The 26653-nt window shown below is 68.0% G+C and carries 25 protein-coding genes; 16 read left to right on the top strand and 9 right to left on the bottom strand.

Going from position 1 to position 26653, the window contains the following annotated elements:
* Positions 1-4 precede the first annotated feature (4 nt).
* Both ASC95_RS16910 and ASC95_RS16915 read right to left on the bottom strand, forming a co-directional pair.
* On the bottom strand, positions 5-757 hold the full coding sequence (locus ASC95_RS16910) for a metallophosphoesterase (RefSeq protein WP_369820620.1): 753 nt from the start codon (positions 755-757) through the stop codon (positions 5-7).
* A gap of 66 nt (positions 758-823) precedes the next feature.
* Positions 824-1585, bottom strand: a complete 762-nt coding sequence (locus tag ASC95_RS16915; protein WP_057298870.1) for a YecA family protein — start codon at positions 1583-1585, stop codon at positions 824-826.
* 218 nt (positions 1586-1803) lie between these two features.
* Between ASC95_RS16915 and ASC95_RS16920 the strand changes: the two genes are divergently transcribed.
* The 4 genes from ASC95_RS16920 (at position 1804) to ASC95_RS16935 (ending at position 7984) form a co-directional block, all read left to right on the top strand.
* Positions 1804-4344: a TonB-dependent receptor gene (locus tag ASC95_RS16920; protein WP_057298871.1), complete on the top strand. Its 2541-nt coding sequence runs from the start codon at positions 1804-1806 to the stop codon at positions 4342-4344.
* Positions 4345-4389: 45 nt separating this feature from the next.
* On the top strand, positions 4390-5643 hold the full coding sequence (locus ASC95_RS16925) for a sugar MFS transporter (RefSeq protein ID WP_057298872.1): 1254 nt from the start codon (positions 4390-4392) through the stop codon (positions 5641-5643).
* Positions 5640-7223: an alpha,alpha-trehalase TreF gene (gene treF / locus ASC95_RS16930; RefSeq protein WP_057298873.1), complete on the top strand. Its 1584-nt coding sequence runs from the start codon at positions 5640-5642 to the stop codon at positions 7221-7223. The genes ASC95_RS16925 and treF overlap by 4 nt, the downstream gene beginning before the upstream one ends.
* 77 nt (positions 7224-7300) lie before the next feature.
* Positions 7301-7984, top strand: a complete 684-nt coding sequence (locus ASC95_RS16935) for a CAAX prenyl protease-related protein (RefSeq protein WP_057299063.1) — start codon at positions 7301-7303, stop codon at positions 7982-7984.
* On the opposite strand, the gene ASC95_RS16940 is transcribed toward ASC95_RS16935, so the two are convergent.
* Positions 7953-8729, bottom strand: coding sequence for a helix-turn-helix transcriptional regulator (locus ASC95_RS16940; RefSeq protein WP_057298874.1), 777 nt, complete (start codon positions 8727-8729; stop codon positions 7953-7955). The two genes, ASC95_RS16935 and ASC95_RS16940, sit on opposite strands and share 32 nt — an antisense overlap.
* Before the next feature lie 198 nt (positions 8730-8927).
* Here ASC95_RS16940 and ASC95_RS16945 point away from each other — a divergent pair, with 198 nt between their 5' ends.
* Genes ASC95_RS16945 through ASC95_RS16975 form a run of 7 tightly spaced genes read left to right on the top strand, consistent with a single transcriptional unit; the run spans position 8928 to position 14985 of the window.
* Positions 8928-9395 (top strand): YiaA/YiaB family inner membrane protein, encoded by a 468-nt coding sequence (locus tag ASC95_RS16945; RefSeq protein WP_057299064.1) that lies wholly within the window; start codon positions 8928-8930, stop codon positions 9393-9395.
* 15 nt (positions 9396-9410) lie between these two features.
* On the top strand, positions 9411-9851 hold the full coding sequence (locus tag ASC95_RS16950) for a hypothetical protein (protein ID WP_057298875.1): 441 nt from the start codon (positions 9411-9413) through the stop codon (positions 9849-9851).
* Positions 9848-10633, top strand: a complete 786-nt coding sequence (locus ASC95_RS16955; protein WP_057298876.1) for a DUF2145 domain-containing protein — start codon at positions 9848-9850, stop codon at positions 10631-10633. The genes ASC95_RS16950 and ASC95_RS16955 overlap by 4 nt, the downstream gene beginning before the upstream one ends.
* Positions 10630-12528 carry an MFS transporter gene (locus tag ASC95_RS16960; protein WP_082567854.1) on the top strand — a complete coding sequence of 633 codons (1899 nt, stop codon included), beginning with the start codon at positions 10630-10632 and terminating at the stop codon, positions 12526-12528. Before ASC95_RS16955 ends, ASC95_RS16960 begins: the two co-directional genes overlap by 4 nt.
* Positions 12525-12782: a hypothetical protein gene (locus ASC95_RS16965; RefSeq protein WP_057298878.1), complete on the top strand. Its 258-nt coding sequence runs from the start codon at positions 12525-12527 to the stop codon at positions 12780-12782. Before ASC95_RS16960 ends, ASC95_RS16965 begins: the two co-directional genes overlap by 4 nt.
* The gene (locus ASC95_RS16970; protein WP_057298879.1) at positions 12779-13519 is read left to right on the top strand and encodes a prolipoprotein diacylglyceryl transferase; all 741 of its coding nucleotides are present in this window, start codon (positions 12779-12781) and stop codon (positions 13517-13519) included. Before ASC95_RS16965 ends, ASC95_RS16970 begins: the two co-directional genes overlap by 4 nt.
* Complete coding sequence (locus tag ASC95_RS16975) at positions 13516-14985, top strand: radical SAM protein (protein ID WP_057298880.1); 1470 nt, start codon at positions 13516-13518, stop codon at positions 14983-14985. Before ASC95_RS16970 ends, ASC95_RS16975 begins: the two co-directional genes overlap by 4 nt.
* Here the strand turns inward: ASC95_RS16975 and ASC95_RS16980 are convergent.
* Both ASC95_RS16980 and tgt read right to left on the bottom strand, forming a co-directional pair.
* Complete coding sequence (locus ASC95_RS16980; RefSeq protein ID WP_057298881.1) at positions 14954-15460, bottom strand: hypothetical protein; 507 nt, start codon at positions 15458-15460, stop codon at positions 14954-14956. The genes ASC95_RS16975 and ASC95_RS16980 overlap by 32 nt on opposite strands.
* A gap of 36 nt (positions 15461-15496) precedes the next feature.
* Positions 15497-16624 carry a tRNA guanosine(34) transglycosylase Tgt gene (gene tgt, locus ASC95_RS16985; protein ID WP_057298882.1) on the bottom strand — a complete coding sequence of 376 codons (1128 nt, stop codon included), beginning with the start codon at positions 16622-16624 and terminating at the stop codon, positions 15497-15499.
* A gap of 64 nt (positions 16625-16688) precedes the next feature.
* Here tgt and ASC95_RS16990 point away from each other — a divergent pair, with 64 nt between their 5' ends.
* Both ASC95_RS16990 and ASC95_RS16995 read left to right on the top strand, forming a co-directional pair.
* Entirely contained in the window at positions 16689-17495 is an 807-nt protein-coding gene (locus tag ASC95_RS16990) for an ABC transporter substrate-binding protein (protein WP_057298883.1), read from the top strand.
* A gap of 23 nt (positions 17496-17518) precedes the next feature.
* On the top strand, positions 17519-18124 hold the full coding sequence (locus ASC95_RS16995; protein WP_057298884.1) for a YigZ family protein: 606 nt from the start codon (positions 17519-17521) through the stop codon (positions 18122-18124).
* Here the strand turns inward: ASC95_RS16995 and queA are convergent.
* Positions 18076-19140, bottom strand: a complete 1065-nt coding sequence (queA, locus tag ASC95_RS17000; RefSeq protein WP_057298885.1) for a tRNA preQ1(34) S-adenosylmethionine ribosyltransferase-isomerase QueA — start codon at positions 19138-19140, stop codon at positions 18076-18078. The genes ASC95_RS16995 and queA overlap by 49 nt on opposite strands.
* 202 nt (positions 19141-19342) lie before the next feature.
* On the opposite strand from queA, the gene ASC95_RS17005 reads away from it, so the two are divergent.
* Both ASC95_RS17005 and ASC95_RS17010 read left to right on the top strand, forming a co-directional pair.
* Positions 19343-19711, top strand: coding sequence for a hypothetical protein (locus tag ASC95_RS17005; protein ID WP_057298886.1), 369 nt, complete (start codon positions 19343-19345; stop codon positions 19709-19711).
* 108 nt (positions 19712-19819) lie between these two features.
* Positions 19820-20578, top strand: coding sequence for an ABC transporter substrate-binding protein (locus ASC95_RS17010; protein ID WP_082567855.1), 759 nt, complete (start codon positions 19820-19822; stop codon positions 20576-20578).
* Between the two features lie 36 nt (positions 20579-20614).
* Here the strand turns inward: ASC95_RS17010 and ASC95_RS17015 are convergent, their stop codons facing one another.
* Entirely contained in the window at positions 20615-22981 is a 2367-nt protein-coding gene (locus ASC95_RS17015) for a YCF48-related protein (RefSeq protein ID WP_057298888.1), read from the bottom strand.
* Positions 22982-23118: 137 nt separating this feature from the next.
* Between ASC95_RS17015 and recG the strand changes: the two genes are divergently transcribed.
* Positions 23119-25176 (top strand): ATP-dependent DNA helicase RecG, encoded by a 2058-nt coding sequence (gene recG / locus ASC95_RS17020; RefSeq protein ID WP_057298889.1) that lies wholly within the window; start codon positions 23119-23121, stop codon positions 25174-25176.
* A 26-nt stretch (positions 25177-25202) separates the two neighbouring features.
* Here recG and ASC95_RS17025 read toward each other — a convergent pair whose 3' ends face one another.
* Positions 25203-25391 (bottom strand): hypothetical protein, encoded by a 189-nt coding sequence (locus tag ASC95_RS17025; RefSeq protein ID WP_057298890.1) that lies wholly within the window; start codon positions 25389-25391, stop codon positions 25203-25205.
* A gap of 126 nt (positions 25392-25517) precedes the next feature.
* Positions 25518-26639 carry a 6-phosphofructokinase gene (locus ASC95_RS17030; protein WP_057298891.1) on the bottom strand — a complete coding sequence of 374 codons (1122 nt, stop codon included), beginning with the start codon at positions 26637-26639 and terminating at the stop codon, positions 25518-25520.
* Positions 26640-26653: the final 14 nt, after the last annotated feature.

Consider the following 26653-nt stretch of genomic DNA (forward strand, 5'->3'; position numbering starts at 1 on the left):
AGGTTCAGGCCGCGAAGACCTCGAACACGCGCTGGCCATCGAAGCCATCAGCCTCGCCGCGTTTCATATGGCCGCGCGCATTGCTGATGACGCGCGTGTCGCCGATGCGGTAATCGTGGCGGCAGTGGAGGTGGCCGTGCACCCAGAGCTGCGCGCCAGGCAGCAACTCCTCATCGTTGTTGCAGAAGCTGGCCGTGCCGGGCTGGCGGCCATAGCGCGGGTCGGCGCTCTTCAGGCTGGGTGCGAAGTGGGTGACGGCCACGGTCGCGTCCCAGTCACCTTCGCGTGCGAGTTCGTCCGCGAGCCAGGCGCGGCTTTCCAGCGCCAGTTCGCGCACGGCCTCCACGCCGAAGACCTCGCCGTGGCGCGTAGCCTGCATGACGTTCTGGAAATAGCCACCGGCGCGCATCGCGCGATCACGGCCGGCGGGCCCGAAGGCGTCGAAGTCGCACCAGCGCGTGCAGCCGATGAAGCGCACGCGCCGGCCCTGGGCATCGGTCATGACGATGGATTCGTCGTCCAGCATCTGCAAGCCGACGGCCTTGACGTGAGCGCGCAGCGCCTCGCGCCCCTCGTCCACGTCACGGCGGTCGTATTCATGGTTGCCCGGCACGAAGAGCACTGGCACCGGCCAGCCGCGGAAGAGCTCGAAGCTGCGCCAGGTGGTGTCGATGTCGCCGGCGAGGATCAGCAGTTCGGCGTTGGGCGCCGGCGTGGGGATGTAGCTCTCGGTCTCCAGATGAAGGTCCGAAAGCAATTGCAACCTCATGTCAGTTGAGGACAGAGTTCGGTGCCACGCACCTTCGGTCTGTCCCGCAAATCATCAATTGGCACCGTGGCACTGCTTGTACTTGCGCCCCGAGCCGCAGGGGCAGGGATCGTTGCGCCCGACCTTGGGCGTGTCGCGCTTGATGGTGTCCACGCGGTAGCGCTCGGCCTCGGTCAGATCGGCCAGGTCGGCCACCGTCACCACCAGCTCCTCGATCGCATCGTCCAGGTCCTTCAGCGGATGCTCGCGGTTCAGCGTCTCGACGACTTCCTTTTCCTCGGCGGTCTCGGCCGGCAGATGGCGGTACAGGCGCGCGAGCGCGGCGGACACCGCGTCGTCGGGCATGTCGGCCAGTTCGGGGAAGCACAAGGCCGCGTGCTGGAAGCCCGCAACCCAGGGCATCAGCGCACGCGACAAGGACCCGAGGGCGTCGTAGCTGGCGCGGGCCGAGCGTTCTTCGTCGCTGGCGTCTTCGGGCAGCGGGTCGGGCTCTTGCTCCTCGTCGACTTCCAGGATGACGGGGTCGAACCAGCCGTCCTCGACCAGGCCGCGGTTCAGCGCGGCATGGCGGCGTTCGACGAGCTGGGTCAGCTTGTCCAGCCAGCCGGCGTCCACCGTCTCGGGCAGCAGGCCGCCGTCGTAGTCAAAGATGTTGGGCAGCCACTCGTCGGCCTCGATGAGGCGGGGCTGCACGATGACGCCGCACAGATAGCCGTCCAGCATGGAAGCGTCCAGTGGCTGCAGCGGCTCGGGCGTGGCGGCGAGGAGTTCGTCGAGTTCGGCGAACTCGGCGTCGGTGAGGTCTTGGGTGCTCATGGGCGCGGATTGTCGGGGTTTGCCCCCCTCGGGCAAGCCCGCGCGCCGAAAACGTTCGACCCCCTAGAACCGCAATGGATGTCATCGATGTCAGGGACGCGCCACATTGGTAAAAACCCAAATGACATCGATAACATTTGCCATCAAAGTCCAGCCCATCGAAAGTTGCGACGGCCGCGCTTGCTTTCGGGACACACAACAACCATCGGAGACCATCCATGCTGAGCCCCCATGCCGCGCCGCGCGCCGGCGTCCGCCTCGTTCGCAGCGCCTTCCGTCCCCAGCTGATTGCGCTGGCTGCCGCCGCCCTGTGTGGCGCCGCGTTCGCGCAAGACGCCGCCAAGCCGGCGGACAAACCTGCCGCACAGTCCCCTGAAATGAAGGAGCTCGAAGCCGTCGTCGTCACTGGCACGGCGCGACGTGAAGGTGTGCGCAAGCTGGAAGCCGGCTTCTCGATCACGACCGCCACCGAAGAGCAGATCAAGCAGGCCGCGCCCACCAGCACGGCCGACATCCTGAAGACCGTGCCCGGCGTCTTCGTCGAGACCTCGGGCGGCCAGGCCGGCGCCAACATCCGCGTCCGCGGCTTCCCGACGCCGGGCGATGGCCCCTACTCGACCTTCCAGCTCAATGGCGCGCCGCTCTACCACCTGCCCACGCTGAGCTTCTTCGAACACTCGCAGCTGTTCCGCCTGGACGACACCATCGACCGCATGGAAGTGCTGCGCGGCGGTCCCAGCCCCATTTTCGGCAGCGGCCAGCCCGGCGTGACGGTCAACTTCATCCAGAAGGACGGCCGCAACCCCGAGGCCAGCCTGCGCGTGGCGACGGGCACCGGCAGCCTGAAGCGCGTCGACGGTGTCTATGCCGGCAAGCTGAGCGACCAATGGAATGTCATGGTCGGCGGCTTCTGGCGCCAGAGCCAGGGAGTGCGCGACACGCAGTTCCCGGCCGACGAAGGCGGCCAGGCCAGCGTCGTGCTGAGCCGCAAGCTCGAAGGCGGCAGCCTGCAGCTCTATGCCCGCGCGCTGCGTGACCGCAACGCCTTCTTCACGGCCATTCCGGTCGTCGGCAGCTCCGACGGCAAGAGCGCGTCCAGCTACCCCGGCTTCGATGCGTTGAAGGACTACTTCTACGGCAACGAGCTGCGCAACATCGTGCTGGAGACCGGCCGCGCGACGGGCCGCACCCTGCCCAATGGCAAGCCCGAGATCCAACGCAGCACCGTCACCAAGGACCTGGCCGACGGCCGCGGCGCCGACGTGCAGACCTATGGCGCCAACCTCGACACCAAGCTCGGCGACTGGACGCTGACCAACAAGCTCAGCCACACCACCGGCGACACGCCGACCTATGCGCTGTTCTCCGGCGCTAACCCGCAGACGCTGTCGAGCTACATCACGTCCCAGGTCACCGCGGCCAACGGCGATGCGGCGGTCGTCGCTGCTGCCGGCCGCGCGGCGACGACCGGCACCGCCACCTTCACCAACGGCGGCGGCACGGTCGCCGGCAGCACGCCCGTCATCGTCAACGGCATGTGGGCCGTCGACAAGGCGCTGCGCTCGACCAGCAACGAGACCCGCCTGTCGCGCGAGATCGCGCCAGGCAACAACCTGACCGTCGGCCTTTATCTCGCCGGCTACAGCTCGCATGACGTCTGGACCCTGGGCCAGGCTCAGCTGATGACGGTGCAGTCCCACGCTCGCCTCATCGACGTGGCCCTGGACAACGGCGTCAAGGCCTCCCGAAACGGCTACGTCACGCCGCCGTTCTCGTTCAATCTCGACGCCAACTACAGCGGCAACACCCACGCCTTCTTCGTCGCCGACGAGTGGCAGATCAACAAGCAACTGCGCATCGACCTCGGCGCGCGGCGCGAGACCCAGCGCATCACCGGCACCATCGCCAACGTCAGCAGCGGCGACCTCGATGCCGACCCGACGACGATCTACAACAACAACCTGTCGTATTTCAATGGCACGAACACGCTGATCGACAGCAAGCTCAGCCGCAGCTCCTTCACGGGCGGCGCCAACTACGCCTTCACGCGGGACTTCAGCGCCTTCGTGCGCGTCAACAAGGGCCACCGCCTGCCCGACTTCGACGTGCTGCGCGGCCGCGGCGCCAACGAGAGCAAGGATTCCGTCGAGGACATCACCCAGTACGAGATCGGCCTGAAGACTGCCACCAAGCTCTATAGCGCCCTCCTGACGGCCTACGCCAACAAGCTGACCAACTCGCAGACCCAGCAGTTCACCAACGCCGGCAACGTTGTGCTGCGCCCCAACAGCAAGGCCACGGGCGTTGAGTTCGAGCTGGCTCTGCGCCCCGGCTACGGCTTCGAGATTGCCGCCACCGGCAACTTCCAGGACGCCAAATACAAGGACTTCCAGCAATTCACCGGCAACCGCGTCGAGCGCGCGCCCAAGTTCCAGGCGCGGCTCACGCCGAGCTGGCAGACGCAGACGGGCCTGGGCCAACTGCGCGCCTTCGCAACTTTCAGCCATGTGGGCGAGCGCTTCGCCGACCAGACCAACACGCTGAAGCTGCCGGCCTACCGCACCATCGACGCCGGCGCCGTGTTCTCCATGGACAACGGCCTGGAGGTGCGCCTGACCGGCACCAACCTGACCAACAAGGTCGGCCTGACGGAAGGCAACTTCCGAGTGCCGGGCCAGGGCGCGGGTCAGGACGGCGTGTTCCTGGCGCGGCCGCTGTTCGGCCGGGCCTACGAGCTCAGCGTCGGCTTCCAGTTCTGACGAGGCGCCAAGATGGCGACGCCTGAACTCAAAGCTGCCCTCGACATGACACAACCTACAACCCTTCCGGCGGTGCCCCTGTCGAGCGGCAGCCTGCGCATCAGGCTCGCCATCATCCTGACCTACATGCTGTTCGGTGCGCTGCTGAACAGCGTCGGCGCGGTCAATCTGCTGGTCGTGCAGACCCTCGGCGTGCCACGCGCCGAGGCCGCGCTGCTGGACGCGTGGAAGGATCTGCCCATCGCGCTCACGTCCTTCCTGGTCGCCTCGCTGCTGCCGCGGCTGGGCCTGAAGCGCGCCATGCTGCTGGCCCTCGCGGCCGTCGGCGCGGCCTGCGTGGCGATGCCGGTGCTGTCGGCCTTCTGGGCCATCAAGCTGCTGTTCTGCACGCTCGGCGCGGGCTTCGCCCTCGTCAAGGTCTCGGCCTATTCCATGATCGGCCTGGTCACGCAGGACCGCGCCGGCCATGCGCGCTTCACCAACCTGCTCGAAGGGCTGTTCATGGTCGGGGTGCTGGGCGGCTATCTGCTGTTCAGCCAGGCGGCACATGCCCAGGGCAGGGGCTGGTTGCAGGTCTATCCGCTGCTGGCTGCGCTCGCGGCAGGTGCCTTTGTACTGCTGCTGATCAGTCCGCTGGACGAGGGCCCCATCCAGTCGACCGACACCTCGCTGCGCGAAGACCTGCTGGCCATGGCGCCGCTGCTGAAGATGGCCCTCGTCGTCGTGTTCCTGCTGTCAGCCTTTCTCTATGTGCTGATCGAGCAGGGCATCTCGACCTGGCTGCCCAGCTTCAACAACGAAGTGCTGCATCTGCCCACGGCGATGAGCGTGGGGCTGGCGGTCATCATGCCGGCGACGACGGCACTGGGTCGCCTGACCAGCGCGGCCGTCATCGGCCGGCTGGGCTGGTTCGCCGTCGTGATCGCCTGCCTGGTCGGCATCGCCGGCCTGATCCTCCTCACGCTGCCGCTGTCCCACAACGTCGCGCCGCTGGGCCCCGACGCCGGCTGGCTGAACGCCCCACCCGCGGCCTATCTGCTGCCGCTGACCGGCCTGCTGCTCGCCCCCATCTACCCGGCCATCAACTCCGCCATGCTGAGCGCGCTGCCGCAGCGCCAGCATGCGGCCATGACCGGCCTCATCGTCGTCTTCTCGGCCTTGGGCGGCACGCTAGGCAGCTTCGTCACCGGCCGCCTCTTCGTTGCCTTCGACGGCACCACCGCCTTTGGCCTGCTGCTCGTGCCCGTCACGGCCCTGGCCATCTCGCTCGCCCGGCTGCGCCGGCATCTCGCGTCATGACCTCCTCCTCCCAGCGCCCCGGCGACCCTTTGGCCGCCGCGCCCGCTCACGCCTTGGCGCCCGCCGCCGCAAGCACGGCAGCCACCCCTCACGAGCTGTATGGCGAACTCTTCGTTGCGGTGCAGATGACGCGCGTCTTCGGCGACGGCAAGAGCTTTGTCGACGCACGGCCCCGGGGCGCGCCGGCCCTGATCCGCGCGCGCTTCGAGGCCAAGCGCTGCCTGCCGGGCTTCTCGCTGGCCGACTTCGTCCACGCGAATTTCGTGCTGCCCGGCCAGGACGCGCCCACCAGTGCGCGTCCGGAGAGCCCGCAGCACATCCGCGAACACATCCGCGCGCTGTGGCCAATGCTGGTGCGCGAGCACCGCCAGGCCGATGACGGCGAAAGCCTGCTCGCGCTGCCCAAGCCCTATGTGGTGCCGGGCGGGCGCTTTCGCGAGCTCTACTACTGGGACAGCTACTTCACGATGCTGGGCCTGGTGGCCGATGACCGGCGCGACCTGGCCGACGCCATGCTGGCCAACTTCGCCCACCTGATCGCGACCTACGGCTTCATTCCCAACAGCAGCCGCAGCTACATGCTGAGCCGCTCGCAGCCGCCCTTCTTCTTCAGGATGGTCGAGCTGCTTCACGCCGACGACCCCGCCGCCGGCTTTGCGGCCCATCTGGACGCGTTGAAAACAGAACATGGCTTCTGGATGGCCGGCGAGGCCACGCTGGCACCTGGCCAGGCCCTTCGCCGCGTGGCCCGCACCGCCGACGGCGCCCTGCTCAACCGCTATTGGGACGACCGCTGCACGCCGCGCGAGGAAAGCTGGCGCGAGGACGTGCTGACGGCGGAGGCCGCGACCGGCCGCACGCCGACAGACGTCTGGCGCGACCTGCGCGCCGGCGCCGAGAGCGGCTGGGACTTCTCCGGCCGCTGGTGCGCCGATCCCGCCGACATCGCAACGATCGAGACGACAGCGCTGGCACCCGTCGATCTGAACGCGCTGCTGGCCGGCCTGGAGAGAGCGATCGCCCTGGGTGCTGCACGCAGCGGCGACACCGCCACGGCCCAGGCCTTCGAGGCCCGCATGGCCGCCCGCCGGCAGCTGCTGCAGACGCGCTTCTGGCGCGCCGACGCTGGGCACTTCGCCGATCTCAACTGGCGCAACGCCGCCGACCCGCGCCCGCTGACGGCCGCCGCTCTCGTGCCCCTGTACCTCGGCATGGCCACTCAGCCCCAGGCCGACGCGATGGCCGCCCAGGTGCAGCGCCACCTGCTTGGCGCCAATGGCCTGCTGACGACGGCCCTCACGACGGGACAGCAATGGGACGCCCCCAATGGCTGGGCCCCGCTGCAATGGATGGCGGCCCAGGGCCTGCTGCGCTACGGCCATGCGGCGTTGGCTCGTGACATCGCCGAGCGCTGGTGCGCCAGCGTGCAGCGCGTTTACCTCGCCACTGGCCGACTGCTGGAGAAATACGACGTCGCCCAGGACAAGCCCGGCGGCGGCGGCGAGTACGAGACCCAGGACGGCTTCGGCTGGACCAATGGTGTCTTCGTCGCCTTCAACGATGGCCTGCTGAGCCCCTAGTTCCGGTACCCACCCCTGAGGCTTGGGGGGCCCAGCGCCCTGAGTTGCCACGACCTCGGGCTAAGCTGGTGGCCGACATGCCTGCCGATACGCCCACGCTCAGCCCCGCCGCCCTCGCCCGTTGCATTCCCTTCTTCGTCTTCATGGCGCTGCTGGCACTGCGCGGCTACCTGCCCGCCGGCAGCGGCCTGGACCCGCGCTGGATCTACGGTGCCCAGACTGTCATCGTCGGCGGCCTGCTGGCCTGGTACTGGCGCGGCTATGGCGAGCTGGTGCGGCAAAACCTGCCCGACGCGCGCGAGACCGGCTGGGCCGTGGTTGTCGGCATCGCCGTCTTCGCCATCTGGGTGCAGCTGGATGCACCGTGGATGCAGCTCGGCTCCGCCACGGCCAGCTTTGTGCCGCTGGATGCCAACGGCCAGCTGATCTGGCCGCTGATTGCCTTGCGCCTGGCTGGCGCAACGCTCGTGGTGCCGGTCATGGAGGAGCTGTTCTGGCGCAGTTTCCTGATGCGCTGGGTGCAGCACCCCGGCTTCGAGCGCGTCAACCCGCAGACAGTCGGTGCGCGCGCCGTCGTGCTGTCCACCTTCGTCTTCACGCTGGCCCACACGCTGTGGCTGGCCGCCGTCGTCGCGGGCCTCGCCTACGCCTTGCTCTACCGCAGGAACGGCAAGCTGTGGAGCGCCGTCATCGCGCATGCGGTGACGAACGGGCTGCTGGGCCTCTGGGTCATCTGGACCGGCCGTTGGGACTTCTGGTAAGGCCCAAGCCCGGTCTCTCAAGATCCCGGAAGGCCTCGAAGATCCACGACCTCAGCCCGATGACGACGCTGTAGGGCCGCTTTTCGGCGGACGGCAGTTTCTGGTCCAGCAGATGCTGGCGCGCAAAGTCGTCGGCCGCGCGCTGCAGCCGTTCGGCCAGCTCGCGCGCATGACCGGCACCGAACTCGCCATGCACCAGCGTCAGCAGCTCGCCTTCGCCATCGAAGCCGCCGGCGAAGAAATCGGCCATCACCCGCTCACGAAAGAACTGCATGACCGGCCCCTGCGGCCGCCAGCGCAGCGTCTTGGCCACCTTGAGCTTGTAGCGGTTGTGCGGGCGCAGTTCGATGACGCCGAGGCGGTCGAGCTGGGTCAGGGCCGCCACGGCGTCGGACTCGGCAATGCGGTAACGCGACAGCACATCCTCGATGGCCCAGTGGCTCAGGCAGCAGATGGCAACAAGCAGCAGCACTGGCGAGGCCACGACGGCACCCTCCTGCTCCAGCGTCAGCTCGCGCAAGGCCGGCGCCTGTTGCCCCAAGCGCGCGGCCAGTTCGGCGAACTCCAGCTTCAGCACGCGGCAGATCTCGTCCACACGCGACAGCGGCATCTCGCCGCCCGGCGCGAGCATGCGCTTCACACTGGACTCCGACAGGTCCAGGGCCAAGGCCAGCTCGGCATAGCTCAGGCCCTGCGTCTTCAGCTCGGCCTTGATGAGGGCCACCAGCGATTGCGTGCTCGACATGAGGCAGGACGGTAGCGCATGACGGCACCGGCGGCTCTGCGCCTGCGCGACACGGATCCCTCTCGACCGTCGGGCAGTGTCATGGAGCGCTACTTTGCGGCGCTTGCCACGCGCCTTGGAACTATTCCCGAGGCCAGCCGCCCCGGCTTCACGCAAGATCGCGGCCATCGCAACATTCGTTCACAAGAAGACACCCGCATGGCTCAAACCCCCTTCATCCGCCGCGACACCAACGCCTGGCGCCTTCAAGTCTGGGTCTCCTTCGGTCTCAGTGTCATGCTTTGCGGCTCCGGGCTGGCCTGGCTGCCGGGGCAGGATCTGGACCGCGCCTTCATGGTCATGGGCTATGTGTTCTGCCTGTCCACCGCCTTTGCGCTGGCCAAGTTCATCCGCGACAACCAGGACCGCCAGGTCGACACGCCGATGTGGCGCCTCGTCGTCTGGTGCGGCTTCGCGCTCGCCATGAGCCTCACCGGCTGGGGCCTGTGGCGCATGGAGATCCAGCCCGTCTGGAAGGCCTATCTCGGCGTCTGCTGGCTCTACCTGATCTCCAACGTCTTCACGCTCGCCAAGATGCTGCGCGACGCCCACGATGCCGACATGCTCGAAGCCCGCATGCAGGGTCGCCGTGAAGCGGCTGCGCAGGCTGACGCCGCAGCCCAATAACCCAAGGAGCCTTTGATGAAGCGCCTGCTCGCCCTCTCCAGCCTGTCACTCGCCCTGGCCCTGCCCGCCCAGGCCCACGACAGCCCGTCCGAGGCCAGCGCGGTGCTGTCCCTGGCGCCCGTCGTGCTGTCGGTCGGCGCGGTCAGCGCCGGCGGCGTCGCACTCAGCGCCATCCCCGCCGGCATCCTGTCGGCCGGCGTGACGCTGGTGGTGGTGTCCGTCGAGGTCGTCGGCAGCGCGACGGTCTGGGTCCTGGAGCGCGCCTCCGACGGCGCCCGCATCAGCATCAAGGCCAGCGGCAAGCTGGCCGAGGGCGTCGTCGTGTCCACCGGTGCGGCCGTCGTCGTCTCCGTCATCGCTGCGGGCACCCTGCTGTCCGCCGCCGGCGAGGTCATCGCCTTCATCCCCAATGAGATCGGCAAGGCCCTGCTCTACAACGAGCAGGTGAGCCGTTGAGGCAGGCCCTCGCCCTGGCCGGCGCACTGGCTGTCGCAACCGCCGCCCACGCCGGCCGGCCCTGCGAGGAGAAGCAGCCGACCGCACGCCAGATCGAGCAGGGCCTGAACCTGGCCCAGGCCACCGCCCGCCAGCTCGACGCCAGTGGCGCACAGGTGGTCATCCTGGCCCGCGCCGGGCAGGACCTCTCCAAATACGGCCTGCAATGGTCCCACCTGGGCTTTGTGTACAAGGACACGACGCAGCAGCCGGCCGTCTGGCGCGTCATGCACAAGCTCAACAACTGCGGCACCGACCATGCGGCGCTGTATCGCCAGGGCCTGGGTGAGTTCTTCCTCGACAACCCGCACCGCTATCAGGCCGCCTTTGCCGTGCTCAAGCCTGAGTTGCAGCAGGCCTTGCTCCCCGTGCTGACGGACAACAGCCGTGTGGCGCGTTTCAACGAGCGCCGCTACAGCATGGTGGCCTATGCCTTCGGCACCACCTACCAGCAGAGCAACCAGTGGGTGCTGGAGACCTTGGTCGGCAGCGCGGCACCGAGCGTGAACAATCGCCGCGACGCGCAGAACTGGCTCAAGGCCCAGGGCTACCAGCCCACCGACCTGCACCTGTCTACGCTGACTCGCCTGGGCGGGCGCATGACCCGGGCCAACATCGCTTTCGACGATCATCCGAGCGCGCGTCGTTTCAGCAGCCACATCGACACGGTCACCGTGGATTCGATGTTCACGTGGATGCAGCGCAACAACCTGTCCGAACCTCCGCAGCTGGTCAAACAATGAGCCAAGAACATCCGAATCAGTTCGCGCTGTTGAAGCAACGCCGCTTCGCGCCTTTCTTCTGGACGCAGTTCCTCGGCGCCGCGAACGACAACGTCTTCAAGTTCGCCTTCACGCTGATGATCACCTACCAGCTGCAGCTGGACTGGCTGCCGTCCAAGATGGCAGGCCTGGTGATCGGGGCGCTGTTCATCCTGCCCTATGTGCTGTTCTCGGCCACCAGCGGCCAGCTCGCCGACAAGCACGACAAGGCGCGGCTGATGCAGCTCGTCAAGAGCCTGGAGATCGCCATCATGGTGATCGCGGCGTGGGGCTTCTACGCGGCCAATGTGCCGGCGCTGCTGGGCTGCGTCTTCCTGATGGGCCTGCACTCGACGCTGTTCGGCCCGGTCAAGTACGCCTACATGCCGCAGCAGCTCAGCGAGCGCGAGCTGACCGGCGGCAACGGCATGGTGGAGATGGGCACCTTCGTGGCCATCCTGCTGGGCCAGCTGGCCGGCGGCATCCTCGTCGACACGCCCGTCGTCGGCCCGCAGCATGTCGCCTGGGCCTGCCTGGCGCTGGCCGTGGCCGGCCGCGCCACGGCGCAGGCCATTCCCACCAGCCCGTCAACCGACCCGAATCTGGTCATCAACTGGAACCCCTTCACCGAGACCTGGCGCAACCTCAAGCTCGCGCATGAAGGCCTGGCGGTGTTTCGCTCGCTGCTGGGCATTTCGTGGATGTGGTTCTTCGGTGCCGTGTTCCTGTCCAACTTCCCGGCCTTTGCCAAGGAAGTGCTGCACGGCAGCCCGCAGGTCGCGTCGCTGCTGCTGGCGGTGTTCTCCATCGGCATCGGCATCGGCTCGCTGATGTGCGAGATGCTGTCCAAGCGCCATGTCGAGATCGGCCTCGTGCCCCTGGGCGCCATCGGCATGAGCGTGTTCGCCATCGACCTCTACTTCGCCGCCTCGGGCCTGCCCGCGGCTGAGCCCTACAGCGTCAGCGCCTTCCTGAGCGTGACGGCGCACTGGCGCGTGCTGGCCGACCTGACGTTGCTGGCGCTGTTCGCCGGCCTGTACAGCGTGCCGATGTATGCGCTGATCCAGCTGCGCGCGCAGCCCAGCCACCGCGCCCGCATCATTGCGGCCAACAACATCCTGAACGCCGTCTTCATGATCGCCAGCTCGGTCATCGCCGGCGCCATGCTGGGCGCGGGCCTGACGATCCCGCAGATCTTCCTGGCCGTGGGCATCGCCAATGCGGTCGTCGCGTTCTACATCTTCCTCATCGTGCCGGAGTACCTGCTGCGCTTCGTCGCCTTCGTGCTGACGCGTATCGTCTATCGCTTTCGGGTCATCAACGACGAGCGCCTGCCCACCTCCGGCCCGGCCGTTCTCGTCTGCAACCACGTGTCCTTCGTGGACGCCGTGCTGCTGATGGCCGCGAGCCCGCGCCCGATCCGCTTCCTGATGGACGCGCAGATCTTCAAAACCCCCGTGCTGGGCTGGATGTTCAAGCTGGCCAAGGCCATTCCCATCGCGCCGCAGAAGACCGACCCTGCCACCTACGAGGCCGCCTTCGCCGCCGCCCGTGCCGTGCTGGCCGACGGCGAAATGGTCTGCATCTTCCCCGAGGGCGGCATCACGCGCGACGGCGAGCTGCAGCCTTTCAAGGGCGGCGTCATGAAGCTCATCGAAGGCATGCCCGAAGTGCCCGTCATCCCGATGGCGCTGGGCAATCTGTGGGGCAGCTATTTCTCGCGCGTCGAGGGCGGCAAGGCGATGGTCAAGCCGATGCGGCGCGGGGTGTGGAGCCCGGTCAGCCTGACGGTGGACCAACCGATGCCGACGGCCGCCGTGTCGCCGGATGGCCTGCGCACGCGAGTGCAGACCTTGCTCGCAGGCGCTGCGTCATGAGCGACGCCCAGACCTCCTTCGGGCGCTTCGTCCTCGTCTGCATCCTGGTCGTCGCGACGCTGGGCTTCGGCCTCGCCGGCTTGTGCGGCGGCGTGTTCACTGTTGGCGCCCTGCCCGATCTGTTCTCGAAAGGCCCGGAGAACTACTCCACCGCCATGCTGGTCATCTCCGTGCCCAGCCTGCTGATCGGCGGTGGCCTGGCCTGGCTGTGTGCGCGCAAGCTGGTCAGGATGCTCAGCAAGCGCAGCGAGTGATCGCCGATGCGACCATTGCCGCCTGGGTGCACAGCACCTTCGCCTATGCCGGCATGGCCCTCGGTGCGGCGATGTGGCGCAGGACCTTGCGCCAGCATTCCCGCGGCGGCGCATTGGCGCCCGGCAACTTCGGCGTGCTGGTGGGCCTGCTGATCGGCGCGGCACTGGGCAACAAGCTCGTCTTCCTCATCGAGCGGCCCGATGTGGCCCAGGCCATCTGGCAGGCTGGCCAGCTCATGCTGCCCGGCCAAAGCATCGTGGGCGGCCTGCTGGGCGGGCTCATCGGCGTGGAGATCGCCAAGAAGCTGACCGGCCAGACGCGCAGCACCGGCGACGCGATGGTGCTGCCCATCGCCCTCGGCCTCGCCATCGGCCGCATCGGCTGCTTCCTCGCAGGCCTGCACGACGACACCTATGGCCTGCCGACAGCCCTGTCCTGGGGCGTGGACTTCGGTGACGGCATCCCGCGCCACCCGACCCAGCTCTACGAAATCGCCGTCGTGCTGGCCCTCGGCCTCACGCTGCACTGCGCCCGCTTCAACACGCCGGGCCTGGCCTTCAAGCTCTTCCTCGGCAGCTATCTGCTGTGGCGCTTCGCCGTCGAGTTCCTCAAGCCGGTGCCGGTCGCGTATCCGCTCGGCCTGTCCGGCATCCAGTGGACCTGCCTCATCGCCCTGGCCGTCTACGCGCCCCTCGTCGCTCGTGCATGGCGGCAACCCCTTTTCGCCACACCATGAACCGCAAGAACCGCCCCTACCTGTTCTACGACACCACGCAGTCCGTCTGCACGACCTGCCTGCGCCCGGTCGAGGCCAAGATCGTCATCAAGGACAACATGGTCTACATGGACAAATGGTGCCCTGCCCACGGCACCGAACGCGTGCTGGTCAGCGACGACGCCGTCTACTACCGCCAGTGCCGCGAGGTGTTCGTCAAGCCGCCCGAGATGCCGCAGCGCTTCGCGACGCCCATGAAGTACGGCTGCCCCTATGACTGCGGCCTGTGTCCCGACCACATGCAGCACAGCTGCCTGTCCCTCATCGAGATCAGCGACCACTGCAACCTGCGCTGTCCGACCTGCTATGCGGGCTCGGGTCCCGAGCGGCTCAGCCACCGCACGATGGACGAGGTCATCGCGATGCTGGACGCCGTCGTCGCGAGTGAAGGTGAAGCCGACGTGGTGCAGATCTCCGGCGGAGAGCCGACGCTGCACCCGCAGTTCTTCGACATCCTCGACGCGGCCAAGGTCCGGCCCATCAAGCACCTGATGGTCAACACCAATGGGCTGCGCATCGCCCAGGACGCGGCCTTCGCCGAGCGACTGGCGAGCTATGCGCCGGGGCTGGAGGTCTATCTGCAGTTCGACTCGCTCAGGCGCGAGGCGCTGATGGACCTGCGCGGCGCCGACCTGCGCGGCCCGCACGACGCGGCGCTTGCCAGGCTGGATGCCCTCGGCATCTCGACGACGCTGGTGATGACGGTCAAGCGCGGCATCAACGACGACGAGATCGGTGACGTCATCCGCCACGGCCAGAGCTTCGCCTGCGTGCGCGGCGTGACGCTGCAGCCCATCCAAAACGCCGGCCGTGTCGAGGCCTATGACGCCGCCAAGCACCGCCTCACCGTCAGCGATCTGCGCCGCCGTATCGCCGAGCAGAGCGGTGTGTTCACGCTGGCCGACGTGCTGCCGGTGCCCTGCAACCCCGACACGCTGGCGATGGCTTACGCCTTGCGCAGCCAGGACAAAGAGAAGGGCCTGGTGCCCATGACCCGCTTCCTCGACGCCGCCACGCTGCTGTCCGGCGACCGCAGCACCATCGTTTTCGAGGGCGACCCTGCGTTGAAGGCCTCGGTCTTCAAGCTGTTCTCCACCAACCACTCGCCGGAGAGCCAGTCCAACTGCCTGTCCGAGCTGCTGTGCTGCCTGCCCAAGATCGACGCGCCCCAGCTCAGCTACCGCGCCGTGTTCCGCGTGCTCATCGTGCAGTTCATGGACGCCCAGTCGCTGGACATCCGCGCGCTGAAGAAGAGCTGCATCCACATCGCCCGACCGGACGGCCGCATGGTGCCCTTCGAGGCCTACAACCTGTTCTATCGCGACGAGCGCCAGGCCGAGCTGGCCACCATACGCGCGGAGATCGATGCGCAGCGCGAGCAGCGCATGCGCTTCGTCAAGCCTGCGGTGTCTGTCGCCCGCGCCTGAACAAGCGCTTCACCCGCAGCTTGATCGCACGCGCTGTGCGCCAGACGGCGCTGGCGCGCACCCAGGCCAGCAGATCGGCCTTCCACGCCGTCCAGCGCGAGTAAAAACGGGCGAACCAGGGCAGCTGCATCAACGCGGGCTGAATCAGCTGGAACAGCCAGGCCAGCAGTGCCGTGCCGATCAGCTTGGCGCCGACGACGAGGGCCACACCGAGCCCGTAGCGCCCCTCGGCCACCAGCCAGACGGCCAGCAGCTTGATCGGCAGGATCAGCAGGCTGGGCAGTAGCAGCACGACGAAGGCCCAACGCGGCGGCAACCGCTTGAGCAGGGCCTCGAACTGGCGGATGACCGGCAGCTTCGCTATCAGCGCGAAGACGCGTCGCAGCGGCTCCCAGCCCCATTCCTCGAACAGGATGAGGACGGCGAAAACGACCCGGAAGATCCAGCGCAGCGGCGCGAACAGGGCTTTCAGCATGCCGCTATCTTGGGGGCGCCGCGCCGGTCGGCAAGATCAGACTCCGCGCGCCCGGTCGGCATGGAACTGCGCCCGCCAGGCCTCGAAGCGCCCGGCATCCAGCGCATCGCGCATTTCCTGCATCAGCGCCAGGTAGTAGTGCAGGTTATGCACGCTGGTCAGCATGGGGCCCAGCATCTCGCCGCAGCGGTCCAGGTGGTGCAGGTAGGCGCGGCTGAAGCCCTTGCAGCATTCGCACGTGCAGGTCTCGTCCACGGGTTTTTCATCGGACTTGTAGCGCGCATTGCGCAGGCGCAGGTCGCCAAAGCGCGTGAACAGGTGGCCGTTGCGCGCATTGCGCGTGGGCATCACGCAGTCGAACATGTCGATGCCCTGGCTGACGCCTTCGACCAGATCCTCCGGTGTGCCCACGCCCATGAGGTAGCGCGGCTTGTTGGCGGGCAGCTGGTGACCGGTGTGTTCCAGGATGCGCTGCATCTCGGCCTTGGGCTCGCCGACCGACAGGCCGCCGATGGCGTAGCCTGGCAGGTCCAGTTCGGCCAGGCCGGCCAGGGACGCGTCGCGCAGGTTGGTGAACATGCCGCCCTGCACGATGCCGAACAGCGCGTTCGGGTTCTCGAGCCGGTCGAACTCGGTGATGCAGCGCTTGGCCCAGCGCAGGCTCAGCTCCATGGACGACTTCGCCTCGCGCTCGGTCGTCAGCACGCCCTTGCTCTCGTAGGGCGTGCATTCGTCGAACTGCATGACGATGTCGGAATTGAGGATGGTCTGGATCTGCATGCTGACCTCGGGAGTCAGCAGCAGCTTGTCGCCGTTGACCGGCGACGCGAACTTGACGCCTTCCTCGCTGATCTTGCGCATGGCGCCCAGGCTCCACACCTGGAAGCCACCGGAGTCGGTCAGGATGGGCTTGTTCCAGGCCTCGAAGCGGTGCAGGCCGCCGAACTGCGTGACGACGTCCAGGCCCGGGCGCATCCACAGGTGGAAGGTGTTGCCCAGGATGATCTGGGCGCCCATTTCCTCCAGCGAGCGCGGTGTGACGCCCTTGACCGTGCCATAGGTACCCACCGGCATGAAGATGGGCGTCTGCACGACGCCGTGGTTGAGCGTGAGCGTGCCGCGGCGGGCGCGGCCTTCGGTCTTGAGGAGGTCGAACTTCAGCATGGGGGCGTGATTGTCGCAGCCGGCCCGGGCTGGACGCGAAGCCGCCGAACCGCCACCATCGGCCATGTTGCGCGCACTGCTCCAGCCGCTGATTGCAGGCCTGCTGCTCGCCCTGATGGGGGAGCAGGCGGCCGCCCAGGCCTGCGGCCCCTACACGGCGGCGCTCTACCCCTATGCCCGCTTCTATTACGAAGATCCTCACACGGGGCCCGCCGGCATCGACAAGGACATGTTCGACGAGCTGGCGCGCCGCTCGGGCTGCCAGTTGCGGCTGGTGGTCGAGTCGCGCGTGCGTATCTGGGATCAGATGCGGCGCGGCGGCGTGCAGCTGACGCTGTCCGCGCTGGTGAGCCCGGAGCGCCGCGAGATCGCCGAACTGGTGCCCTATGCCCAGGGCCGCTACCAGGTGCTGATGCGCCGCGAGCTGGCGGCGCGCACCCCGACCATCGCCGCCTTCGAGGCGAACACCGAATTGCGGCTGCTGGACGTGCGCGGCTATGCCCATGGCCCGACCATCGATGCCTGGGTGCTGCGCATGCGAAACCAGGGGCGCCTCGTTGAGGCCGGCGATTTCAAGACTGCCGCGCGCATGTTCAAGGCCGGCCGCGCCGACGCCCTGCTGGCCCTGCCCAGTGGCTGGGGCATCGCCATGGCCGCCTTCGACGATCCGGACGAACTCGTCCCCGTGGACGTCACGCCCAACGAGCGCAATGCCGTCGCGCTGGCCATGGTGCACAGCATGCCGGAGGCGGACCGCCTGCGCCTGCGCCGCGCGCTGCAGGCCATGCTGTCCGAGGGCAAGGTCCATGAGATCCTGCGCCGCCATCTCGGCGACAAGGGCGCCCGAGCCGCGGCCTACACAGGAGACTGAGGGCGGCGGGACAATCCCGCGTCATGTCCCTGACCCTGGCCACACCTGCCGAACACGAACTCGTCATCAAGAAGAGCCGCTTCCTCGGCCGCGTCGAGCCCTGCGCCGACCGCGCGGCCGCCCTGGTCCGCGTTGCCGAACTGCGTGCTGAACACCCCGGCGCGGCCCATGTCTGCTGGGCGCTGCTGGCCGGCGGCCATTCGGCCGCCAACGATGACGGCGAGCCCGGCGGCACCGCCGGCCGGCCCATGCTGGACGTGCTGCGCCACCAGGGCCTGGATGGCGTGCTGGCGACCGCCGTGCGCTACTGGGGCGGCGTCAAGCTCGGCGCCGGCGGCCTGGTGCGCGCCTACACGGACTGCATCGCCCAGGCCCTGCTGACGGCCAACAAGATCGAGCGCGTTGCGCAGGTGGAGCTGGGCTGCGAGCTGCCCTATGAGCTGGAAGGCCGGCTGCGGCGGCTGGCCGAGCAGCATGGCGCGCAGCTCGTGGACGTGAAGCACGAGGCGCGCGTGACCATGCGCTTCGCGCTGCCCGTCACTTCACGCGTGGCATTCGTGGCGGCGGTCGATGAGGCAGCTCAGGGTCGCGTTGCTTGGGCGCGCGAGAGCAACATCGCATCGCCATAGCTGAAGAAGCGGTAGCGCTCGGCAATCGCATGGGCGTACAGCGCCTTGATGCGCTCGTAGCCGGCAAAGGCGCTGACCAGCATCATCAGCGTGCTCTTGGGCAGGTGGAAATTGGTGACGAGGCGGTCCACCACGCGGAACTCGAAGCCCGGCGTGATGAAGATGTCGGTCTCGCGCGCGCCGGCCTCGAGTTGGCCACCCCGCGCCGCCGATTCGAGGGCACGCAGCGTCGTCGTGCCGACGGCAACCACCCGGCCGCCTCGCGCGCGGCAAGCGGCGACGGCATCCACCGTTGCTGGCGGCACCTCGAACCATTCGCTGTGCATCTTGTGGTCGGCCAGTCGCTCGACGCGCACCGGCTGGAAGGTGCCGGCGCCCACATGCAGGGTCACATGGGCGCTCGCAACGCCACGCTCGGCCAGGCGGGCGAGCAGGGCCTCGTCGAAATGCAAGGCCGCCGTCGGCGCGGCGACGGCACCGGGCTCCTTGGCGAACACCGTCTGGTAGCGGCGCACATCGTCTTCGCCGTCGGCATGGGCAATATAGGGCGGCAGCGGCACATGGCCGTGGGCGTCCAGCAGCGCGAAGGGGTCGCCGGCGAAGCGCAGATGGAAGAGGCCGTTGTCGGGCCCGCAGCGGCCCAGCACCTCGGCGTCGAAAGCGTCGGCAAACCGCACGCGGCTGCCAGGCTTTGGCGATTTGCTGGCGCGCAGATGCATCCAGACTTCCTGCGTGCCGGGCAGCACGCGCTCGACCAGGGCCTCGACCGACCCACCGGTCGCTTTGACACCGAAAAGGCGCGCCTTGATCACCTCGGTGTTGTTGAAGATCAGAAGATCGCCAGGATTCAGCAGCTCGGGCAGCTCACGGAACACGCGATCCACGAGGCCGGCACCGGTCGCATCCAGCAGCCGCGAGCCGCTGCGCTCGGCGGCCGGGTGCTGGGCGATCAGCTCGGGGGGAAGGTCGAAATCGAAGTCGGCGACCGTGTAGGCCGCGGCGTGGGATGAGCTCATGGACGCGCTGGAGGGCCGGACAGACCCGTGCCAATGGGGAGCGGATTCTCCCATCGCCCCGGTTTGATGCAGCTCAAGGCCGCACGGCCCGCGCGATGCCAGCATGGGTGCAACGTCAGCCCCAGGGCCTTCGCTGAGTCGATTGCCAAGCCAACGAAGCCAAACGCTGATTCCACTGTTGCCTTGTTTCGGAGAACCCCACATGTTCCACGCCGTCGTCCACCTCGACCACCATCACGCCCAGGTGCTGCATTTCGATGCCCATCAGGTGCACGCTGCCCGCATCGAACCCCACGACCGACGCATCCACGGTCGTGACGAACGCGCCGAGCATGCGCTGTTCGAAGCCATCTGCCAGGCCGTGCAGGACACGCCTGAGGTGCTGGTGACCGGATCGCATGTCGTCATCGGCCAGTTCCGGCACTACGTGGAGGCCCACCGGCCTCAGCTGGCCCCGCACATCGCCGACTACCGCCCCGCCGCCGAGTTGAGTCAGGGCCAGATGCTGGCGATGGCACGCCAGTTCTTCCTTGCCCATGACCGCATGGCCGGCGTGCCGACACCGAGCTGAGGTCGAAACTGCGGCGCTCCACTGCGTGAAATCTCACGCGCCGGGCCACGGGCGATAGAGGACTGTCACGAGCGCCTCCTAGACTGGTAGCGCAACCGTCCAGCCCTCGTGAACCGCCGTTCCTGCCTCGCCCTGCCAGCCCTTCTCGCCGCGCCATTGAGCGTCGCCGCCGCTGCGGCGCCGGCCGAGCGCATCTTGCTGGGCTTTACCGAGAACCTGGCACCGCTGAATTACCAGGAAGGTGCCGAGGTGCGCGGCTTCAGCGTCGAGTTGCTGCGCAAGATGGCCGCCGCCGTCGCCCTGCCGCTCGAACTGCAGGTGCTGCCCTGGCAGCGCGCCGTGCAGATGGCCGAGACCCAGCCCGCCAGCGTGCTGTTCTCACTGACGCGCACGCCCGAGCGTGAGGCCCAGTTCCAGTGGGTCGGCCCGATCGCGCCGCGGCGCGTGCTGATCTACCGCCTGGCCAAGCGCGGCGACCTCAGCCTGCCCCAGCTCAGCGAGCTGGGCGAGCGCAGGATCGGTGTCGTTCGTGACTCGGCGGCCGATCGCCTGCTGCAGGCGGCCGGCCTGAGGCCGGGCATCGAGCTCGAGCACGGGCTGGACGACGCCACCAATGTGCGCAAGCTGCTGGCCAGCCGCATGGAGTTCGTCGTGCTGCTGGACTGGGCCGCCGCCTGGGCCATGCGCCAGCACAAGTTGGACTACGCCACGCTGCAGCCCGTCATGGAGCTGGATGTGGCGCGCGCCTACTGGTTCGGCCTGCGGCCTGATGCCGACCCAGCCTTGGTGAAGCGCCTGCAAGCGGCGCTGGACGCGATGAAGCGCGATGGGCGCTATGAGCGGTTGAGGCAGCGCTACTTCCGCTGAGGGCGGGCGGCGCCATGCCGCCCGCGATCAACCGCCTCAGTTACCGCCGTTGCCGGTGGCGAGCACGAGGCCGTTCACGCCCCCGATCCAGGCCGTGTTGATGTCCACCGCCTGGATGGAGGTGAGATTGAGCAAGGTGCCGCTGGCCTGCTGACGCCAGGTCTTGCCGCCGTCCTGGGTGGCCAGGATGAGGCCGCCGTCGCCAACGATCCAGCCCACCTTGGCGCTTGCGAACTTGATGTCCCGCAGCGTCAGGTTGTTGCCGGCCACCTTGAGCGCGGCCCACTTGGCGCCGCTGTCTTCTGACTTGAGCAGCGTGCCTTCCGAACCCACGGCCCACACGGTCTTGGCATCGGAGAAGGCGAGGGCCTGCAGCGAAGCGGTGGTGCCGGTGTACACGGCGTTCCAAGTAATGCCGGAGTCCGTAGAGACGTACACCGTGCCCGAGCCGCCGACAGCCACCCAGGACTGATCACTGAAGCGCATCGACGTCACGCCGTAAGGCACGCTCAGTTCCGTCCAGGTCTTGCCGCCGTCCTTGGTGTAGGCCGACAGTGCGCCACCGTAGCTGCGCTGCGACCAGCCCAGGTTCTCGTTCGAGAAATAGACGCCCGTGTAATACACGCCTGGCGAGACCGGGCTGGTGAGCCAAGTCTGGCCGCTATCGGTCGACTTGTAGAGGCGACCATCGGAGCCCACCAGCCAGCCAGTCGTCTTGTTGACGAACTGCACCGTCCGCGCCACGCCGAAGTCAGCGCTCTTGAGCTGCCAACTGGCGCCACCATCCTTCGTGGTGAAGGAGCGGCCGGCCGCGTCGGTCATGAACCCGTTCTTGGAGTCGCTGAAGGCCAGCGAGCCCGGATTGCTGCTGTAGCTGTCGATACTCGCGATCACCTTGGTCCAGGTCTGGCCCTTGTCCTTGCTCAGGTAGGTAGCACCCTGACTGTCCATGGTGGACAGGGTGTTGGCATCCACCCGGCGAAGGTTGTCGCCCGAGTAGCTGGACGAACTCTGGCTATTGGGGTTATTGAGCCTCGTCCAGGTCTGCCCGCCATCCTCGCTGAGCGCCAGGCCGTAATAGCTGCTGGCCACGATGTCATTGCCGCCCAGCGACACGTAGGAGTAATAGTAGTAATAGGGGTCGTTCAGCGGTACACCGAGCGCCGTCCACGTCGCGCCACCATCGGTGCTGCGCAGCAGGCCGTTGCCGCCCATGGCCACCAGCGTCTTGGCGTCTGCAGACATGCTGAGCAAACGCTGCACACCGGTCGACGTGCCCACGCCTTGGACATCCACCTTGGCCCAGGTGGTGCCGCCGTCCTGCGTGACGCGGAAGGTCTCGATGTAGTTGTACTTCTGCGTCGTCCAGTCGTAGCTGGAGCCCTTGGCAAAGAACGCGGCACGCAGGTCGTCGCGAGCGATCAGGTGAGTAGTATCGAAGTAGCTGCCGGCCGGCGGCGTGACGTCCAGCGTGCTCGTGTAGTTCGTGCCGCCGTCTGTCGACACGCGAACGCTGTTGTTCTGCAGGCTCCAGAACTTGCCGGTGGACGTGATCAGGTAGGGAACGGTCGTCAGAGACTTCCAGGTGACGCCGCCGTCCTTGCTGGCAAAGATCAGCCCGTAATAGTTACCGCTGGCGCCCGAGGTGCGGCCAACGTAGACCGTCTGGGCATCGACAGGCGTGATGGTGGCCATGTCGTAGCTGTACGAGGAGTCGGGCAGCTTGGACACGGCCCAGGTCGTGCCGCCATCGGTCGTGCGCAGGAGGGCCCCGAAAGCGCCGCTGGCCCAGCCGTTGTTGGCATCGAAGAATTTGATGCCATAGATGGACGCGGTGATGCCCGTGTTCTGGCGAACCCAGGTGGTGCCGCCATCGGTCGTCTTGAAGATCTCGCCGTTTTCGCCACCGCGCCAAGCCGTCGTGGCATTCAGGAAATGCACGGAGTTGACGCGGTTGCCCGTCGGCCGGGGGTTCTGCCAGCACCAGCCGTTGTTGGACGCGCCCGTGCAGTCCAGGCCCTTCACATTGGCGATGTTGGTGATGTTCAGCTTGCTGCGCACCTCGCGGCTGCTGCCCGCTTCGTTGGTGACCTTGAGCACCACATCGAACTCGCCGCCGCTGGCAAAGCTGTGGCTGGGTGCGGCATCCGTGCTGGTGCTGCCGTCGCCGAAGTCCCACTGGAACTTGAGGCCGCTCAAAGCGCCGGCGGAGTTGGTGAAATTCACTGCCGTGGCCGACTCGGATGTGGCCGGCGCGGTGATGGCCAGGTTTTCCGGAATGATGGTGGGTGCCGGAGGCGGGGGAGGCGTGCTGTCGCCGCCACCACCACCGCAGGCCGTCAGTACGGCCGTGGCCAGGATACTCATTCCCCATGCGCGCATGCGCAGCGTCAACTTCTGCATTGCAGTTCCTCCCCTGCCCTCAACCGGGGCTGTTTTTCGGCCGCGATTGTGAAGCAAAAGAATGACGTTCCACGCGCGCGCCGCTCAGATGAGGGGTCAGCCCGGGACGTGATTCCTACCACCGCACAATGCCGGCCATGTCCGAGGCTCCAACCCAGCCCCGCCCCGTTGTCAGCAAGTCCGCGCCGCAGAAGGCGATGGAAAGGCTCGGCCTCGTGCGCGACATCGACCTCGCCCTGCACCTGCCGATGCGCTATGAGGACGAGACCCAGCTGATCCCCATTGCCGCGCTGCGCGAGAACGAGCCGGCGCAGGTGGAGGGCGTCGTCGTCGACTGCCAGGTGGAGCTGCGCAGCCGCCGCCAGCTGCTGGTGCGCGTGAAGGACGACTCCGGCACGCTGCTGTTGCGCTTCCTGCACTTCTACCCGTCGCAGCAAAAGCAGATGTCGGCCGCCACCCGGCTGCGCGTGCGCGGCGAGGCACGCGTCGGCTTCTTCGGCCGCGAAATGGTGCACCCCGTCGTCAAGGTCGTCGACGAGGGCACGCCGCTGGCCCAATCACTGACCCCTGTCTACCCGGCCTCGGCGCAGCTGCCGCAGGCCTATCTGCGCAGGGCCGTCGCCTCGGGCCTGGCACGCGCCGACCTGCGCGAGCTGCTGCCGGCGGGCGTCGTGCCGCAAGGCCTGCCATCGCTGAAGGAGGCACTGCACTATCTGCACCATCCGCCGCCGGACGCCTCCCAGGCGGCGCTGCACGAGCACAACCACCCGGCCTGGCAGCGCCTCAAGTTCGAGGAGTTGCTGGCCCAGCAACTGTCGCAGTTGCAGGCCCAGCGTGAGCGCGCCCTGCTCGCGGCGCCGGCGCTGCGTGCCCATCCAGGCGGTCTGCATGAGAAGCTGCTCGCAGCGCTGCCCTTCCAGCTGACCGGTGCCCAGCAGCGCGTGTCCGAGGAGATTGCGCGGGACCTGGCCCGGCCACAGCCGACGCACCGGCTGCTGCAGGGCGACGTGGGCTCTGGCAAGACCGTCGTCGCCGCCCTGGCCGCGGCCGTGGCCATCGACGCCGGCTGGCAGTGCGCGCTGATGGCGCCCACCGAGATCCTGGCCGAGCAGCATTTCCGCAAGCTGGTGCAGTGGCTGGAGCCGCTGGGCCTGAAGGTCGCGTGGCTCACCGGCAGCGTGAAGGGCAAGGCGCGGCAGAAGATGCTCGATGCTGCCGCCTCGGGCGAGGCCCAACTCGTCATCGGCACGCATGCCGTCATCGAGGACAAGGTGAAGTTCGCGCGGCTGGGCCTGGCCATCATTGACGAGCAGCATCGCTTTGGCGTGGCGCAGCGGCTGGCCTTGCGCAACAAGCTCAAGGCGATGGACCTGGAGCCGCACCTGCTCATGATGAGCGCGACACCGATCCCCCGCACTCTGGCGATGACCTATTTCGCCGACCTGGACGTGTCTACCATCGACGAGCTGCCGCCTGGCCGCAGCCCCATCGTGACCAAGGTGTTTACCGAGTCCAAGCGGCACGACGTGCTCGACAAGATCCGCGGCGCCGTGGCGGATGGGGCCCAGGTCTACTGGGTCTGCCCGCTGGTGGAGGAGTCGGAGGCCATCGACCTGCGCAATGCCACCGAGACCCACGAGGAGTTGGCCGCGGCGCTGCAAGGCAAGGCCGTCGGCCTGTTGCATGGCCGCATGTCGTCCGGCGACAAGGCCGCGGTCATGGCGCAGTTCTCCGGCGGAGCGATGAGTGTGCTGGTGGCGACCACGGTCATCGAGGTCGGCGTGGACGTGCCCAACGCCAGCCTGATGGTCATCGAGCATGCCGAGCGCTTCGGCCTGGCGCAGCTGCACCAGCTGCGCGGCCGCGTGGGCCGCGGCGCGAAAGCCAGCGTGTGCGTGCTGATCTACAGCCCGCCGCTGTCCGACACAGGCAAGTCGCGGCTCAAGGCCATGGCGGAGACGACCGACGGCTTCGAGATCGCGCGGCGCGACCTGGACATCCGCGGCCCCGGCGAGTTCATGGGCTCGCGACAGAGCGGCGCCGAGCTGCTGCGGTTTGCCGATCTGCAGGAGGACGCGCCGCTGCTAGTCGCGGCCCGCAAGCTCGCCCCCGAGCTGCTGGATCGCCACCCGGCTGCAGCGGCCGCGCAGGTGAGGCGCTGGTTGGGCACCAAGGCGGAGTTCCTCAAGGCTTGAGCGGGCCCGCGAGGCCGGAGGTCAGCTCACTTGCAGGTGAAGCTTTTGGCGTTCACTTCCTTGACGTTGCCGGTGCCGCAGGTCGCGACAGCCTGCTCGCTCATCTTGGTGATGGCGGCGGAGTCGGTCGTTGACGTGATGGGCGGCGCGAACACGCAGGCGCTGAGCAGGCTGGTGGCAGTCAGGGCGAGGGCGAAGGAGGCGAGGCGGGTCATGCGATGTCCGGTGGTGGTTGAAAGCGCCGCAGCGTAGCGGCGGCAAGCACGGCGGTCGCTGGACGGCGGACAGAGCGTCGTTTCGCGCAGACAGGCTGCATCCACGCCGGACGGCCCGCGCGCTCGTCAGGCGCCCAGGCAGATGCCCAGGTCGCGCGCCGTGGCCAACGTATCGCCGTCCAGCGGCACGGTTTTCATGCGGCCGGCCACCTCGGCCAGCGGCACCGGTCGGACATCGTTGCCATCCAGCGCCACCATGACGCCGCTGTCACCTGCGGCCAGCGCACGCACCGCCGCCGCGCCGAAGCGCAGGGCCGCGACCCGGTCGAAGGCCGTCGGGCTGCCACCGCGAAGCAGGTGGCCGAGCACGACGCAGCGTGCGTCCTTGCCCGTCAGCCGCGCCAGCGCCTGGCTGACCTGCTCGCCCATACCGCCCAGGCGCTCTGCATGGCCGGCCTCGGCCGGCGCACACAGCGCGCGCATGCCGCCCGCGGGGCAGGCACCTTCGGCCACGACGACGAGGGAATAAGCCAATCCGCGGGCCTCGCGCTGCGCCACCATCGCCGCGACAGGCGCCAGCTCGAAGGGCAGCTCGGGCAGCAGGATGGCGTGGGCCCCGCCGGCCAGGCCGGCATGCAGCGCGATCCAGCCGGCATAACGGCCCATCACCTCGACGACGATGACGCGGTGGTGGCTGGCCGCCGTGGTGTGCAGCCGGTCGATGCATTCGGCCGCGAAGGCCACGGCGCTGTCGAAGCCGAAGGTGGTGACGGTGCGATCAAGGTCGTTGTCGATGGTCTTGGGCACGCCGACCACGCGCAGGCCACGCAGGGCCAGCCTGTGCGCAATGGCCAGCGAGCCGTCGCCGCCCACGGCCACCAGCGCATCGATGCCGTCGCGGGCCAGCGCATCGAGCAGGTCCTGAGAACGGTCGACCAGGGCGGCGCTGCCGTCGGCCTGAACGGTCGGGAAGGCGAAGGGGTCGCCCTTGTTGGTGGAGCCCAGCAAGGTGCCACCCAGTGCGGCGATGCCTTCGACGCGCGCGGCCGTCAGCGGCGTGCAGCCGCCTTGGGGGTAGCGCTCGGGCCGCAACAGGCCGTCGTAGCCGTCGCGGATGCCGACGCAGGTCCAGCCTCGCTGCAGCGCGGCCCGCGTGACGGCGCAGATGACCGCGTTCAGGCCCGGCGCGTCGCCGCCACCGGTGGTGATGGCGATGCGACGGATGGGCGGGGCGGTGTCGACAGGCATGGCCGGAAGTCTGC

This window comes from Pelomonas sp. Root1217, assembly GCF_001425705.1.
In the GTDB taxonomy this organism is placed as follows: Bacteria; Pseudomonadota; Gammaproteobacteria; order Burkholderiales; family Burkholderiaceae_C; genus Pelomonas.

Excerpts from the sequence above, each read along its gene's own strand:
- ASC95_RS16980 (WP_057298881.1), bottom strand. The coding sequence starts at position 15,460 with ATGCTGAAAGCCCTGTTCGCGCCGCTGCGCTGGATCTTCCGGGTCGTT.
- ASC95_RS16915 (WP_057298870.1), bottom strand. The coding sequence starts at position 1,585 with ATGAGCACCCAAGACCTCACCGACGCCGAGTTCGCCGAACTCGACGAA.
- queA (WP_057298885.1), bottom strand. The coding sequence starts at position 19,140 with ATGAGCTCATCCCACGCCGCGGCCTACACGGTCGCCGACTTCGATTTC.
- ASC95_RS16920 (WP_057298871.1), top strand. The coding sequence starts at position 1,804 with ATGCTGAGCCCCCATGCCGCGCCGCGCGCCGGCGTCCGCCTCGTTCGC.
- ASC95_RS16975 (WP_057298880.1), top strand. The coding sequence starts at position 13,516 with ATGAACCGCAAGAACCGCCCCTACCTGTTCTACGACACCACGCAGTCC.
- ASC95_RS17030 (WP_057298891.1), bottom strand. The coding sequence starts at position 26,639 with ATGCCTGTCGACACCGCCCCGCCCATCCGTCGCATCGCCATCACCACC.
- recG (WP_057298889.1), top strand. The coding sequence starts at position 23,119 with ATGTCCGAGGCTCCAACCCAGCCCCGCCCCGTTGTCAGCAAGTCCGCG.
- tgt (WP_057298882.1), bottom strand. The coding sequence starts at position 16,624 with ATGCTGAAGTTCGACCTCCTCAAGACCGAAGGCCGCGCCCGCCGCGGC.
- ASC95_RS16950 (WP_057298875.1), top strand. The coding sequence starts at position 9,411 with ATGAAGCGCCTGCTCGCCCTCTCCAGCCTGTCACTCGCCCTGGCCCTG.
- ASC95_RS16935 (WP_057299063.1), top strand. The coding sequence starts at position 7,301 with ATGCCTGCCGATACGCCCACGCTCAGCCCCGCCGCCCTCGCCCGTTGC.
- ASC95_RS16990 (WP_057298883.1), top strand. The coding sequence starts at position 16,689 with ATGTTGCGCGCACTGCTCCAGCCGCTGATTGCAGGCCTGCTGCTCGCC.
- ASC95_RS16960 (WP_082567854.1), top strand. The coding sequence starts at position 10,630 with ATGAGCCAAGAACATCCGAATCAGTTCGCGCTGTTGAAGCAACGCCGC.
- ASC95_RS16995 (WP_057298884.1), top strand. The coding sequence starts at position 17,519 with ATGTCCCTGACCCTGGCCACACCTGCCGAACACGAACTCGTCATCAAG.
- ASC95_RS16945 (WP_057299064.1), top strand. The coding sequence starts at position 8,928 with ATGGCTCAAACCCCCTTCATCCGCCGCGACACCAACGCCTGGCGCCTT.
- ASC95_RS16940 (WP_057298874.1), bottom strand. The coding sequence starts at position 8,729 with ATGTCGAGCACGCAATCGCTGGTGGCCCTCATCAAGGCCGAGCTGAAG.
- treF (WP_057298873.1), top strand. The coding sequence starts at position 5,640 with ATGACCTCCTCCTCCCAGCGCCCCGGCGACCCTTTGGCCGCCGCGCCC.
- ASC95_RS16925 (WP_057298872.1), top strand. The coding sequence starts at position 4,390 with ATGACACAACCTACAACCCTTCCGGCGGTGCCCCTGTCGAGCGGCAGC.
- ASC95_RS17015 (WP_057298888.1), bottom strand. The coding sequence starts at position 22,981 with ATGCAGAAGTTGACGCTGCGCATGCGCGCATGGGGAATGAGTATCCTG.
- ASC95_RS17005 (WP_057298886.1), top strand. The coding sequence starts at position 19,343 with ATGTTCCACGCCGTCGTCCACCTCGACCACCATCACGCCCAGGTGCTG.
- ASC95_RS16965 (WP_057298878.1), top strand. The coding sequence starts at position 12,525 with ATGAGCGACGCCCAGACCTCCTTCGGGCGCTTCGTCCTCGTCTGCATC.
- ASC95_RS17025 (WP_057298890.1), bottom strand. The coding sequence starts at position 25,391 with ATGACCCGCCTCGCCTCCTTCGCCCTCGCCCTGACTGCCACCAGCCTG.